This is a genomic window from Leucobacter triazinivorans (assembly GCF_004208635.1).
Lineage (GTDB): Bacteria > Actinomycetota > Actinomycetes > Actinomycetales > Microbacteriaceae > Leucobacter > Leucobacter triazinivorans.
The window spans coordinates 1,365,797-1,379,505 of sequence record NZ_CP035806.1 but is presented as its reverse complement, the minus strand read 5'-3'; the positions used below and the strand labels follow the sequence as shown (position 1 = coordinate 1,379,505).

At 66.5% G+C, this 13,709-nt stretch carries 12 protein-coding genes; 10 read left to right on the top strand and 2 right to left on the bottom strand.

The genetic code is table 11. The annotated features are described in order from the left end of the window. Nucleotides 1-134: 134 nt before the first annotated feature. Together EVS81_RS06290 and dprA are read right to left on the bottom strand one after the other, a co-directional pair. A complete protein-coding gene (locus tag EVS81_RS06290) occupies nt 135-3,065 on the bottom strand; it encodes a hypothetical protein (protein ID WP_130109634.1) in 2,931 nt (976 codons plus the stop codon). 153 nt (nt 3,066-3,218) lie between these two features. After that, complete coding sequence (gene dprA / locus EVS81_RS06285) at nt 3,219-4,232, bottom strand: DNA-processing protein DprA (protein WP_130109633.1); 1,014 nt, start codon at nt 4,230-4,232, stop codon at nt 3,219-3,221. Nucleotides 4,233-4,343: 111 nt separating this feature from the next. Between dprA and EVS81_RS06280 the strand changes: the two genes are divergently transcribed. From EVS81_RS06280 to EVS81_RS06235, 10 genes are all read left to right on the top strand, one after another. Then, complete coding sequence (locus EVS81_RS06280) at nt 4,344-5,096, top strand: hypothetical protein (RefSeq protein ID WP_130109632.1); 753 nt, start codon at nt 4,344-4,346, stop codon at nt 5,094-5,096. Between the two features lie 190 nt (nt 5,097-5,286). Then, on the top strand, nt 5,287-6,375 hold the full coding sequence (locus EVS81_RS06275) for a tyrosine-type recombinase/integrase (protein ID WP_130109631.1): 1,089 nt from the start codon (nt 5,287-5,289) through the stop codon (nt 6,373-6,375). Continuing rightward, a complete protein-coding gene (locus EVS81_RS06270; RefSeq protein ID WP_130109630.1) occupies nt 6,372-6,701 on the top strand; it encodes a helix-turn-helix domain-containing protein in 330 nt (109 codons plus the stop codon). The genes EVS81_RS06275 and EVS81_RS06270 overlap by 4 nt, the downstream gene beginning before the upstream one ends. Beyond that, the gene (locus EVS81_RS06265; protein ID WP_130109629.1) at nt 6,698-8,452 is read left to right on the top strand and encodes a hypothetical protein; all 1,755 of its coding nucleotides are present in this window, start codon (nt 6,698-6,700) and stop codon (nt 8,450-8,452) included. Before EVS81_RS06270 ends, EVS81_RS06265 begins: the two co-directional genes overlap by 4 nt. A gap of 89 nt (nt 8,453-8,541) precedes the next feature. Next, on the top strand, nt 8,542-9,516 hold the full coding sequence (gene trxB / locus EVS81_RS06260) for a thioredoxin-disulfide reductase (protein WP_130109628.1): 975 nt from the start codon (nt 8,542-8,544) through the stop codon (nt 9,514-9,516). Continuing rightward, the gene (gene trxA / locus EVS81_RS06255; RefSeq protein WP_130109627.1) at nt 9,513-9,839 is read left to right on the top strand and encodes a thioredoxin; all 327 of its coding nucleotides are present in this window, start codon (nt 9,513-9,515) and stop codon (nt 9,837-9,839) included. Before trxB ends, trxA begins: the two co-directional genes overlap by 4 nt. After that, entirely contained in the window at nt 9,836-10,882 is a 1,047-nt protein-coding gene (arsB, locus tag EVS81_RS06250; RefSeq protein WP_130109626.1) for an ACR3 family arsenite efflux transporter, read from the top strand. Before trxA ends, arsB begins: the two co-directional genes overlap by 4 nt. 60 nt (nt 10,883-10,942) lie before the next feature. After that, nucleotides 10,943-12,117 (top strand): IS3 family transposase gene (locus EVS81_RS06245; RefSeq protein WP_130109015.1). Its coding sequence is split into 2 segments (ribosomal slippage): nt 10,943-11,222 and nt 11,222-12,117, totalling 1,176 coding nucleotides; the frame shifts between segments, so codons are not numbered across the junction. Nucleotides 12,118-12,202: 85 nt separating this feature from the next. Continuing rightward, the gene (locus tag EVS81_RS06240) at nt 12,203-13,207 is read left to right on the top strand and encodes a metalloregulator ArsR/SmtB family transcription factor (RefSeq protein WP_130109625.1); all 1,005 of its coding nucleotides are present in this window, start codon (nt 12,203-12,205) and stop codon (nt 13,205-13,207) included. 14 nt (nt 13,208-13,221) lie between these two features. Then, nucleotides 13,222-13,626, top strand: coding sequence for an arsenate reductase ArsC (locus EVS81_RS06235; RefSeq protein ID WP_130109624.1), 405 nt, complete (start codon nt 13,222-13,224; stop codon nt 13,624-13,626). The last annotated feature ends 83 nt before the right edge of the window (nt 13,627-13,709 follow it).

Sequence of the window (13,709 nt, the reverse complement as noted above, 5' to 3'; positions counted from 1 at the left end):
AGGTGCACCCGCACCGCCCCAAGCGCCGCGAGACGCTTTGGCGCGGAAAGGTGGGAGGGCACGAACCTGGGGGTGGTTCGTGCCCTCCCGTGCTGACCCGCAGTGTTGGGGGTGCCAGCGGATCAGCAGCTTCGTTAGTCCTCCTTTGCTCCCTCGAACTGGGCCTTGAACTCCTCGAACCCCATGTCCTCTTCACGGACATGGCCGTTGCGTTCGCGGGCGATCGCGAGGCGACGCCCGAACAGCAGCACCCCACCCGTCGCCGCTGCGATCAGGCCGCCTGCGAGGCCGAGCGGCCACCAGTCACCACCGCCGGTCTGTGCGAGCTCACCCGGTGTCCCGGGCTTGTCGGGCTCGTCTGGTGAGTCGGTGACGGTGGTGGTTTCGTCCGGTGCGCCGCAGACGCCGCGGTGCAGGCTCGTGCCCTCGGCGTCGGTGACGGTCTCCACCCAGTAGTAGACGCCAGTCCGGTCGAAGATCACCTCGTCGGAGCGATACTCGCCCGGTCCGTCCAACTCGATCACTGTCGAGGTGAACACCAGTTCCTCCGGGGTACAGGTGGCGGTTTCGCCATCCTGCCGGTACGCCTCGAACCAGAGTTGCGCGCCGTCGGGGACAGTGCCGGTGACGGTCGCGACATCATGCGCCGGATCACCCAGCGTGACGGTCGGCACCGCGTTCGTCTTCACGATCAGCTCTTCGGGCTGCTCTTTGACGACCGTCGTCTCACCCGGCGCCCCGCACTCACCCTCAGCGATGATCCCGCCATCGCTGTCGTAGAGCGTTTCGATCCAGTACACGTTCCCCGCCGCATCGACGCTGGTGGTGCCGGAACGATAGACACCTGCCTGGGCGACAGGGATCTCGTCGCTCTCGAAGAACGGCACCTCGCACACCGGGTCGGCGTCTGCCGGGTGCGGCCCGTACGCGCGGAACACCAGGTACGCGCCGTCGGGAATCTTCGTGCCCTGCACGAGTGCGGTATCCGAGAAGGGTTCACCGACGAGCGCTTCCGGGGTTGCCTGGGTGATCACCGACACGGGTACCTCGGTGCCGGTGGGTGGGACGTAGAAGCGTTCCAGGACATCCGCCGGGGACGACTGGTACGGCTGCACCCGATCATCACCAGTGAACGTCGTCACGAGGACGTAGAAGCCGGGCTCGGTCGGCACGATCTGGTCCTCATCCGTGTACCCGAGCTTGTAGACCCCATTCCGAGCCGGCGTCATCAGCTCCGCCAGCACGGGTGCGGTGGTGAGGTCGAGATCGTCAGTGAGTTCCGTGTCGGTGGTGAAGGGGCCGTAGACGGTGTGGCGGAGCTCATCGACATCCGCACCCCAGTACCCGTCACCGGTGAAGTCACCGTGGTTTGCGGGGAACCCGGACACGGTCACGACATCGAATGCGCGTCCGCCGGGGTGCACGTTGTACTCCCGCATCAGCGACGTCACCGTGATCGGCCACCGGACCGAGGTCGTCTCCACGTTGATGCCGTAGTCGTCCTGCCAATCGTTTGCGAGGTAGTCGCGCACCCATTCCGGCTGCGACGACTTCCGCACCTCCCACACCCAGGTCACGAACCCACCCGACGGCGCCACCACCGACGGCGACGTATACACGCCAGGCCCATCAGCTGTGACGGTGACCGTGCCGAGCGGCACCGCCGCCACATTAATCACCCGGTTCTGCGTGGGAGGGAGGGTGCCGGGGACTTGGTAGGCGGTGCCCTCGAAGACCACCGGAATCGGTGCGCCGTCCTTCTTCAGCCAGGCCCCGTTCGAGCTGGACACGGTGATGGTGTCCGTGAGGGCGTCGCCGGGGACGGCGAGGCGCTGATCCGCCTCCGACACCGCGACCGGCTGGAATGGCACCACCGACGTCTCCGTCACTTGCCCGTAGCGGTCGGTGAAGGAATCGGTGAGGTACTTCGCATGATCTCCGTGGGCGTCCTTATCGATCGCCCACACCCAGGTGTAGAACCCTGACTCCGGCGCGATGATCGTGCCGGGCGAGGTGTACGAGCCGGCACCGGTGAGCGTCACGGTCTCCGTGCCCGCGATAGGTGCGCCGGCGGGTGGGGTGTCGGCTTCTGTGGGCTGCTCATCGAACGGCCCGTACAGGGTGCCGGTCGCGGTCACCTCGACCGGGGCTCCGTCCAGGTGAATCCATGTGCCCTTCGACACCGACACCGTGAGCCCGTCAACGAACGCGTCACCCTCAGCGACGTAGCGGGAGGCGACCTGGGTGGTGATCTCCGGCTGGAAATCCAGCTCGATTACCGGCGACTCCGCCGACGCCGACAGCCCGGTGGAGGAACCTGCGACCGCGGCGATCAGACGCTGCGCGCCCGGTGTCACATACAGATCGAGTGCTGCCCCGTAACCGGCGGCAGCGATGCTCATCGACGCACCGATCCGGTACGACGGGACCCCGTCCGCGGGGGTGCCCATGATCGGATGCACACCCGCGCCAATCGTCCGAGACGACGACCCATCGGCAAACACCGCATCCGACAGCGTCGCGGTGCCTGTGAGGCCTGCGGGGTGGGTGGCGACGGTGAGCGTGCCGGCGTACTGGTCCGCCATGTCCAGGCTCAACGTCAACGACGGGTCGGTCACCGCGTAGCTCGCGGCTTCCTGCCGCATCGTGGCGAGGTTCGCGAGAATTGTCGCCCGTTCCGACGCAGGCGCCCGGGCGACGTAGTAGTCGTCACCGGACATGCCATGCGAGTTGTAGGTGCCAGCGCTCGTGACCGACCACACATGCAGGGCGACGGCCGCGGTGATGTTCGGATCACCCGACTGCCCCCACCTGTCCAGGACGTAGTTCAGTTCTGCGAGCTGCTGCCGCGACAGCGAATCCAACGACGTGACGGTTTCGGGGCCGTAGGTCTGTGAGAACGGAGAGTTGGCGTCGAGGTCCGCGCAATACGCTTGCCGGCCGTCCACATCCGTGTTGTACGCGCCGAGGAACCCCATCCCGATGTCGTAGCCGACACCGAGACTGCCCGCCTGAGCCGCCGGAGTGTTCAGCGCGAACGAACCAGCGAGAAGGAACAGCGCCAACAGGACGGACAACCATCGACGCACCCTCGTTCGCGGTTGAGCAGCAGGTGGCTGCGAGATATGGGCGAGTGATCCTGACACGAGAGGCCTCCTGACATTTGCGAACAGCGACCCGGGAATCCGGTCGCCTTCACACCAGGTGCACCACTGCCCTCACAACCCCATACCGCGCCCGTTCCGCCGGGCACCGGGCGGGTCGGTGTCGAGGGGATCGTTCTCGAGCCCCGCCCGCTCACGCACCCGACGATGCGCCCCGTCACGAACCGTGGACAGCAGTTCGCGAATGTCGTCGTAACCGGTAATCACCGTGGCGAGACCATCGCGCAGGAGCCGGTGACACCCCGCCGATGCCGCACTCGTCACCGGCCCCGGCACCGCACCCACCGGGCGGCCGATCTCGACCGCCCGGGCGGCGGTATGCAGAGTGCCCGAACGGTATCCCGCCTCCGCGACGATCACGGTGCCGGAAAGGGCGGCGAGGAGGCGGCCGCGTTGCAGAAACCGCCACTTCGTCGGCGCCGCCCCCGGCGGCAACTCCGACAACAACAGCCCCTGCTTGCTGACGCGAGTGAGCAGATCGGTGTGCCCGGCCGGGTAGAGCCGGTCGAGCCCGCCAGCCAGCACCGCGACCGTCGGGCCGCCGGACGCGAGTGCGGCACGGTGCGCGGCCCCGTCGATCCCGTACGCGCCACCGGAGAACACCCGATGGCCCTCGTCCACCGCGGACTGCACCAGCTCCGCCGTGACGTGCTCCCCGTACCCGGTCGAGGCTCGCGCCCCAGTGATCGTGAGCCGTTCCCAGACGGGTTCCGTCAGCAGTTCGGTGTCGCCTCTCGCCCACAGTGCGAACGGTGCACGATCTCCGAGCGCGTCGATCCCGGACGGCCAGTGCGCATCGCCAGGGATCAGCACCCGCATCCCGTGACGCTCAGCATCCGCGATCACCCGCTCAGTCTGTGCAGCGTCGATACGTGGTGCGAGACGCCGCTGCCAAGTATCACCATCCGGCCCCACCGGAACCTCCGCTCCGATGGCTCGCGCGACAGTTTCGGTGGCGCCGACGGTGCGGATCATCCGCCCCGTGACGGCGTCTCCTGGCTCGGAGGCAATGGCGAGGATGATCCTCGCCGTGCGCTCATCCGCAGCCAACTCGTTGATCGTGCCCATCGGTTCTGCTCCCTCGGTCGTGACGAATTAGTCGAGGAATAGGTGCGCGCCCGACATTGCATCCGGTCCGGTGCCTCGGGCGAGAAGTGTCGGATGCGTAGGCTGGTTGCTATGGCGCAAGGGTCGGAGTTCAGCAGCCAACAATGGCTGAACGGCCTCCTGCCTGAAATCACATCGGCGCGCAGAGTTCTTGCTTCTGCCGATCGCCTCCTCAGGCAGGATGGGACGCTGGAAAGAGACATCGACGCCGTACTCGCGACGTACTCGATCGGCGTCGAAAGGCTCATGAAGCTCGCACTCGGTACCGCCGCAGTCTCCCGCGGCGAAGGCTGGCCAAGGAACATGGGCTCCACTCGCCAGGGGTGGGGCCACGCCTTGGACGAAATGGACGAGCGCCTACGCAAGACGATAAGAGAAGCCGTGATGGTAGGAGGCTGGGACCACCAGAAGCTCCTGGACAGCTGGGTCTGCACGCTCGATAACGACCCGGTTTGGGCTGCAACGATCAAAGCTCTCCGAAACTATGCGGATGCGGGTCGTTACCACCACCTCGATCAGATCAGGGGCGGTGATGTTCATTCCCGTTCCTCTTGGGAGATGTGGGAGGAAGTCGAACGCGCCGCTATCGACGGCGACGCCGCGCTGACTGACCACTATCTACGAACACAGAATGGTGCAGAGTTCGCACCCTTCGAAAAGGCACTCCGTCACACCGTGGCCGATGCCATCAAACGATGGATCGCGATCGTCTGCCTCTTTGGCTTCCACGGTGTGCTCGGCGAGGATTGGAAGGTCATGGGCGCCGACGCACTGCCCGAGGACGCCATCCCTGTTCGCGCACTTCCTGGCTGCGACTCACGCTAACCGCACCTGACCTCAACTTTCTGTCTCTAGACCCGCATCTTCTTGACTGAGTTTCATGCCCGCCAGGTGCGTCTTCCCAGCCCCCAGGCTGGACTCCACAGCCGTCACGATTCTCGACAATCCATCACAAAATCCTGACGAATTCGCTGTATTCTTGATGCATGGTCACGATTCGTGAAGCTGCGGGGCGATGAAGCTCGCCGCGGTGCGGAGCATCGGAACTGCCAGGGGTTGGCGGTCCGAGGAAGATGCTGCGGACTTCGAGCAGGAGATCATCGATCAGCACGCTCTCGCGATGGCTGCCGCTGGACTCAGTGACGGGTACATCGCGCAGTCCAGGGCGGTCGTCTTTGAGTTCCGTCACCATCTCGACGCCCCGGTCTGGCAGGCCAAGCCTTCTGACGCGGACGCTTTCCTGGCCGGGCTACGTCGAGCAGGGCTGGCCGTCACGACCAGAGCCGGCAAGGCGGGCGCGATCGCGCAGTTCTACGACTTCGCTATCGCCCGCTATCAAGGCGACATCCATGCGCTCACCGAGTGGGTGATCGAGCAGCCCGTCGACGAGTACAACCGGCAGTCCGGGTCGTCGCTCGGCAAGGTCAGGGTGCCGCCCTCGGACGCGGAGATTGAGCGGCTGTTCGGCGGCTGGGCGGCCTCACTTCAAGACGAGCGACGCTACCTGCCCGCTGCCCGGAACTACTTCGCTGCGTCGCTCTGGCGCAGGGTCGGGGTGCGCATCACCGAGGGCACGAAGCTCGACCTCCGTGATTGGCGGCCCGATCTCGGGGCGCTGGGCAAGCTGCATGTCCGGTTCGGCAAAGGCTCGCGCGGACGCGGGTCGAAGCAGCGCCTGGTGCCCGCGATCAACGGGGCGGACAAGCTCATCGACTGGTGGCTCGGCGATGTGCGACACCGGTTCGGACCCGATTGGGACAACCCGGATGCCCCGATGATCCCGTCGGAACGGTTCGATCACGAACTCGGCCGTTCCTGGCGGGCCAGCGATGACGTGCTCCGACGAGGCCTGGCCCGAGCCACTGAGCGGTTCCTGCCTGCCTGGGCCGACGGGCGAATGACGCCGCATGTGCTCCGGCACTACTGCGCGTCTTCTCTGTATCTGGCGGGTATGGATCTGAAGGCGCTGCAAGAGCTGCTGGGCCATCAGTGGCTCTCGACCACGACGCAGTACATCCACGTCCCGGGCGAGCACGTAGAGAACTCGTGGATGCAAGCGAACCAACGGCTGGAAGACCGATTCGAAGGGATGACCGCGCGATGAAATGGAACTTGCGAGTCCAGGCCGCCGAGCGCGGCATCTGGAAGTCGACGGAGCTACGGCGGATGCTCGCCGACGCCGGGCTAGAGATCAGCCAGGGCAAGATGTCGGGGCTGTGGACGGGCACCCCAACCACGATCCGGCTGGACGACCTCGACGTCATCTGCCATGTCCTCGGCTGCGAGCCGACCGATCTCCTCGTACCCGAACCCGAGAAGGTCCGCGCCCGCAAGCCCGGCGCCCGCGAACGGGAAGAAGCTAACGGGAACACGAGCATCGTCACGCCCCGGTTCGGCCCGAAGAACGATCGGCCCGCCCCGCCGCTATGAGCCCGGCACGCGGCCCGAACGGACCCCTGAGTCCGCCGCTGCCCTGCACCGCGTGCGGGGTCAAGCCGGCCGCGTGGCTCACACCCCGAATCGACTTCTGCTACGACTGCATCCCCGGCGGCCCGTTCACACCGCCGGCCTGTAGCAAGTGCGGATCGGCCGAGTATTACAGCCAAGGCCTCTGCGCTCACTGCCACCCCGGCAGCCCCGGCTTCATCGGCTCCTGCCGCGACTGCCTCGCCTGGGGCGTCTACCGCAGGCACAACTGGCGGTGCTGGAAGTGCCGCTGGTGGTTCACCCACTACCCGCAAGGTGAGTGCATCTCCTGCCACCGCGAGGTCACTATCGGTGAACAGGGCTACTGCCGGCTCTGCCTGGAAACCGCCCGCTACCACCAGAGACTCGGCGAACCGCTCGACCTCGACACGGCACGCAAGTACGGCCAGCAGCTCTTCCTCGCCTCGGTGAACGACTCCCGTCAGCCCGCGGAACTCCACCTGCCGATGGCGATGAGCATCCGCGAAGCGCTCAAGGTCATCAGCACCCCGCCGCCGGAACCGGCCAGCCACCAACCGGTGCTGTTCCATATCGACCCCGACCCCGAACGTCTCCGGCAGCGCTCCAACGAGATCAGGCTGCGCGACATCACCAGCCGCACCGACCACTTCCTCTACCCCCGAGCCCGAGAGTACGCATGGAGCAAGCGCCAGACCAACCAGGTCAGGCGCACCCTGAAAGTCCTGCAACTCGTGTTCCCCGGCGCGAATCTGCGCTTCCGCGCCTCCGACATCCTCTCGATGCGCCGCTACGACGACGGCAGCAACATCCGCTCCACCATCGAAGTCCTCGAAGACGCCGGGCTCCTCACTGACGACCGGGTGCCCTCGTTCACCAAGCTCTTCGAACGCAAGACCCACGCACTGCCCGAGCCGATGCGATCCCAGCTCGAGCTCTGGCGAGACATCATGGTCGACGGTTCCAAGACTCCGCCGCGCCGTCAGCCCCGCGACACGATGACCGTCAAGGGCCAGATGTACGGCATCCTCCCCGCGATCACTCGCTGGGTCGAAGAAGGCCGCACCAGCCTCGCCGGGATCAGCACCGAAGACATCCTCGCCGCCCTTCCTGACGACCCCTCGCGCCGTCACGCCATGATGCTCGGCTTCCGCAGCCTGTTCACGATCCTGCACGGTCGCAAGCTGGTCTTCACCGTCCCGACGAAAGCGATTCCGCTGCGCGGCCCCAGACGCAACCTCCCGCTGCCGATGGAACCCACCGCGATCCGCGACGCGCTCACCAATCCCGACCCCGCGATCGCGCTGGCCGTCTCCCTCGTCGCCTTCCACGCTCTGATGACTTCGCAAGTGCAGCACATCAAGCTCACCGACATCATCGACGGACGTCTGCGGATGCCCGATGGCCGCTTCATCCCGCTCGCCAAGCCCGTTCTTGTCCGCCTGGCCGCCTGGCTCGATCACCGAGCCAAACGCTGGCCCGAGACGAAGAACCCCTACATGCTCGTCACCACCCAGACCGCACCCCGTCTCTCACCGCCCAGCCGGAACTTCCCCTGGAAGAAAGCCGGCGTGACCGCGCAAGCACTCCGCACCGACCGGATTCTCTACGAAGTCGAGCAGACCGGCGGCGACGTCAGGCGCATCTGTGACCTCTTCGGCATCAGCGTCGAGACCGCACTTGGCTACTCCCACACCAGCACGGGACCACAGAACATCATGGCCGACAGTGCGTAGGCGCCGCGGGAGATGAATCTTCGGCAAACACCCGCCCAGATGCGCTGCGCAGACTTGCCGCTTGCTTCGACATGCGTCAATATAGATGCATGTCTATTAAAGAGGTCGAACTACTCATCGTCGGGTCCGGTCCTGCGGGGTACACCGCGGCGGTCTACGCCGCCCGTGCGGGCCTCGCGCCGGTCGTGATCGCGGGCTCGGTGACCGCGGGCGGTGCGCTGATGACGACGACCGAGGTGGAGAACTTCCCGGGCTTCGTCGACGGCGTGCAGGGCCCGGAGCTGATGGAGTCGATGCGGGCACAGGCCGAGCGGTTCGGCGCCGAGATCGTCTACGACGACGCGGTCCGCCTCGAACTCGACGGCGACGTGAAGACCATCGAGACCGGTGCCGGGGCGACGTATCGGGCGCGGGCGGTGATCCTGACGATGGGTTCCGCGTACCGCAAGCTCGGCCTTCCCGAGGAGGAGCGCCTGTCCGGGCACGGTGTGTCGTGGTGCGCGACCTGCGACGGGTTCTTCTTCCGGGAGCAGGAGATCGTCGTGGTCGGCGGCGGGGACTCCGCGATGGAGGAGGCCCTGTTCCTCACCCGGTTCGCATCGAAGGTGACCGTGGTGCACCGCCGGGACGAGTTCCGCGCGTCGAGGATCATGGCGCAGCGCGTGCTCGACGACCCGAAGATCGAGGTCGCCTGGAACAGCGAGGTCGCCGCGATCCTCGGCGACGAGCAGGTCACCGGGCTCACGCTGCGCGACACCGTCACCGGGGCCGAGCGCACGCTCGACGCGACGGGGGTGTTCGTCGCGATCGGGCACGACCCGCGCTCCGAGCTCGTGACCGGGCAGGTCGACACCGACGCGGACGGGTACGTGCGGGTCGCGCACCCGTCGACGCGGACGAACCTGGCCGGGGTGTTCGCGGCCGGGGATCTCGTCGATCACACGTACCGGCAGGCGATCACCGCCGCGGGCACCGGCTGCGCGGCCGCGCAGGACGCCCAGCACTACCTGTCGAACCTCGCACCCGCCACCGTTTCCGAGCTTGCTTTGGAGGTCTCCGCATGAGCACCGTCATCCCTGTCACCGACGCTACTTTCCGGGCGGAGGTGCTCGAGTCCGAGCTGCCTGTCGTGGTCGACATTTGGGCGACCTGGTGCGGCCCGTGCAGGGCGATCGCCCCGATCCTGGACCAGCTCGCCGGCGAGTACGCGGGCCGGGTGAGGATCGTGAAGGTCGACGCCGACCAGAACCCCGAGACCGTGACCGCGGCCGGGGTGACCTCGATCCCGACCCTCGGCTTCTACCGGAACGGGGAGCGCGTGGACGTGCTGATCGGCGCGCACCCGAAGCCCGTCTACGCCGCGAAGATCGAGGAGCTGCTCGCATGACCGACACCCTGACCCGCACCGCCCCGAAGCGGCTCTCCACTCTCGACAAGTGGCTGCCGCTTTGGATCGGCCTCGCCATGGTCGCGGGCCTCCTGCTCGGACGCTTCGTGCCCGCGCTCTCGGACGCGCTCTCCGCGATGGAGGTCGGCGGAATCTCGATCCCCATCGGGCTGGGCCTGCTGGTGATGATGTACCCGGTGCTCGCGAAGGTCCGCTACGACAGGGTCGCCGCCGTCACCGGGGACAAGAAGCTGCTCCTCTCCTCGCTCGTGCTGAACTGGCTCGTGGGGCCCGCGGTGATGTTCGCGCTCGCCTGGATCTTCCTGCCGGACCTGCCGGAGTACCGGACCGGGCTGATCATCGTCGGACTCGCCCGCTGCATCGCGATGGTCGTGATCTGGAACGACCTCGCGTGCGGTGACCGGGAAGCGACCGCGGTGCTGGTCGCGATCAACTCCGTCTTCCAGGTCGTGATGTTCTCGGTGCTGGGCTGGTTCTACCTGACCGTGCTGCCGGGCTGGCTGGGACTGGACGCGCAGGGTCTGGATGTCTCGGTCTGGCAGATCGCGCTGAATGTGCTCGTGTTCCTCGGTATTCCGCTCGCCGCGGGCTTCGCGTCCCGTTTCGTCGGCGAGAAGCGCAAGGGGCGCGACTGGTACGAGGAGAAGTTCCTCCCCGTGATCGGGCCGTGGGCGTTGTACGGGCTGCTGTTCACGATCGTGCTGCTGTTCGCGCTGCAGGGCGAGCAGGTCACCTCGCGCCCGATGGACGTCGCCAGGATCGCGCTGCCGCTGCTGGTCTACTTCGCACTGATGTGGTTCGCCGGCATCCTGCTCGGCAAGGGGCTCGGCCTGGGGTATGCACGGTCGACGACGCTCGCGTTCACTGCGGCGGGCAACAACTTCGAGCTCGCGATCGCGGTCGCGATCGGCACCTTCGGCGCGGCATCCGGCCAGGCCTTGGCCGGGGTCGTCGGCCCGCTCATCGAGGTGCCGGTGCTCGTGGGCCTGGTCTACGTCTCGCTCTGGGCCGCGAGGGTCTGATGTCGGTTTGGTTGACTCTTGTCCGCCAGTTCTGAACGTGCTGGCTGGGAGGATAGAACCATGGCGAAATACTCGGAGGAGTTCAAAAAAGACGCGGTCGCGTTAGTGCGGCAGGGTGCGACACAACGAGAAGTCGGACGAGATCTTGGAGTCTCAAAGTCGGCGCTGTCGAAATGGGTGGCTGATGCTGAACGGCGTGATGCTGGCCTACCCGTGACGAAAGACGTGACCGCGGCGGAGGATGCGCAGATTCGTGAGTTGATACGCCGCAATAGGCTCCTCGAGCAGGAGAACGAAGTGCTTAGGCGGGCAGCAGCGTATTTGTCGCAGATTCATATCACGCCCCCAAAATAGTGTTCCCGCTCGTCCAAGAACTGGCCGCGAAGGACGCCCCGATCCGGGTGCCTGTCGTGGTGGCGTGTCGGGTACTCGGGTTTTCGAAACAGGCGTACTACCAGTGGGTAAAGCAGCCAGTTTCGAAACGCGAAGCTGATGATCGGCATCTCATCGGGGTGCTGCGTACGCTTCATGCTGAAGATCCCGAGTTTGGGTACCGGTTCCTCGCTGACGAGATGCAGGGCCTCGGCTATGCCGTCACTGAACGGCGTGTGTGGCGGCTGTGCAAACAGGCAGGCATTCGATCAGTGATCACGAAGCGGAAGGGCCGTGCCAGTCGTGCTGGTGCTCCGGTGGGTGACGATCTCGTCGAGCGCCAGTTCACCGCCCAGGGCCCGAACCGGTTGTGGTTGACCGACATTACAGAGCAATGGACGAACGAGGGTCGCCTGTACATGTGCGCGGTGAAAGACGTCTGGTCTAACAAAGTCGTCGGCTACTCAATCGGGCCACGCATGCAGGCATCGCTTGCGGTGGGGGCGCTTGAGAACGCGGTCATGCAGCGCGGTCGTCCGGTCGGGACGGTGGTGCACTCAGACAGAGGCGGTCAATTTCGTTCCCAGAGCTTCCAATCGGCGTTACGTCGGCACCAGTTGCAGGGCTCGATGGGGCGCGTGGGTGCTGCTGGGGATAACGCGGCGATGGAAAGTTTCTTCTCGCTTTTGCAGAAGAATGTTCTAGATCGGAAGGTGTGGGAGACCCGGGAAGAGCTTCGTTTGGCGATTGTTTCTTGGGTTGAGGGGAAGTATCACCGGAAGCGTCGCCAGCGCAGGCTAGGGAGACTTACCCCAGTGGAGTTTGAAGTTGTTAATGTAGGCAGCGTCGCACTCGCGGCGTGAAGAGAAACCCGAGTCAACATAACCGACATCAGACCCCGAAGGCCTGGTTCCACACCGACCCCTACGCCACCGAATCGAGGACGTCATGACCGACACGACCGTCATCTCTGACGCCGACGCGTGCGCGCCGTCCACGGCGCACGCCATCGGCACCGAGGCCGCCACGACCGTGGCCGGGGCGCTGAAGGCGCTCGCTGACCCGCTGCGGCTGCGGATGCTCTCCGCGATCGCGACCGACCCGCGCGGCGAGTCCTGCGTATGCGACCTCGCCGAGCTCGCCGACGTGTCCCAGCCGACCGTCTCCCACCACCTGAAGGTGCTGAAAGAGACCGGGATGCTGCTGTCCGAGCGGCGCGGCACCTGGGTGTACTACCGCATCGCGCCGGGCAAGCAGCGCGCCGTCGCGGCCCTCCTCGACGCGTTCGCCCCCGCCGCGGCCACAACGGACGAGCCCGAGGACACCGCAGCACGGGTCGCGGCCCTGCAGCAGATGGACGCCCGCGTGACGCGGCTCGCCGAAGAGCTCGCCGACGAGCTGACCGGGCTGAACCGAGAACTCGTGATCGCGATCGTCCGCGAGTCCTACGCCGGCCTGGTCCGTTCGGCCAAACTGACGGCGCACATGATCCCGCTGACCGAACGGTTCGCCCGGCAGCGCCTCACCGACCTGACGCGGGACCGCTCGGCCGGGGTGCCGCGGGTGTTGTTCGTGTGCGTGCAGAACGCGGGCCGCTCCCAACTCGCCGCCGCGATCGTCAACCAGCTCGCCGACGGCCGCGTGATCGCGCGCTCCGCGGGCTCCACCCCTGCCTCGGATGTGCACCCGCACGTGCGCTCCCTGCTCACCGAGATCGAAGGCGAGCAGGAGGCCGAGACGGCGTTCCCGAAGCCCCTCACCGACGACGCCGTACGCGCGGCCGACGTGGTGGTCACCATGGGCTGCGGCGACGTCTGCCCGATCATCCCCGGCGTCCGCTACGAGGACTGGGCCGTGGGCGACCCTGCGCTGGCCTCGCCCGAGGGGGTCGAAGCGATACGCCACGACATCGAGGGCCGCGTCCGCGGCCTCCTCGCCACCCTCACCGACTGAAAGATGCGAAAACCATGACCGACCAGAAGCCCTCCGTCCTCTTCGTCTGCGTCCACAACGCCGGCCGCTCCCAGATGGCCGCAGGCTGGCTCCGCGAGCTCGCGGGCGACCGCGTCGAGGTCCGCTCCGCCGGATCCATGCCCGCCGACCAGATCAACCCCGTCGCGGTCGAGGCGATGCGCGAAGAGGGCATCGACATCACCGCCGAACAGCCCAAGGTGCTCACCACCGAAGCGGTGCAGGACTCCGACGTGGTGATCACGATGGGCTGCGGCGATGCCTGCCCGTTCTTCCCGGGCAAGCGGTACGAAGACTGGAAGCTCGACGATCCCGCCGGTCAGGGCATCGAGTCGGTGCGGCCGATCCGCGACGACATCAAGGGCCGCGTCGAAACCCTCCTCGCCGAACTGCTCGTCTGAGGGACTGCGAGCAGCGGAGGGGGTAGAGGCCAGCGGCCCTACCCCCTCCGCTTTGTTTCCGGGTTCTCGATCCACGCGGCGAA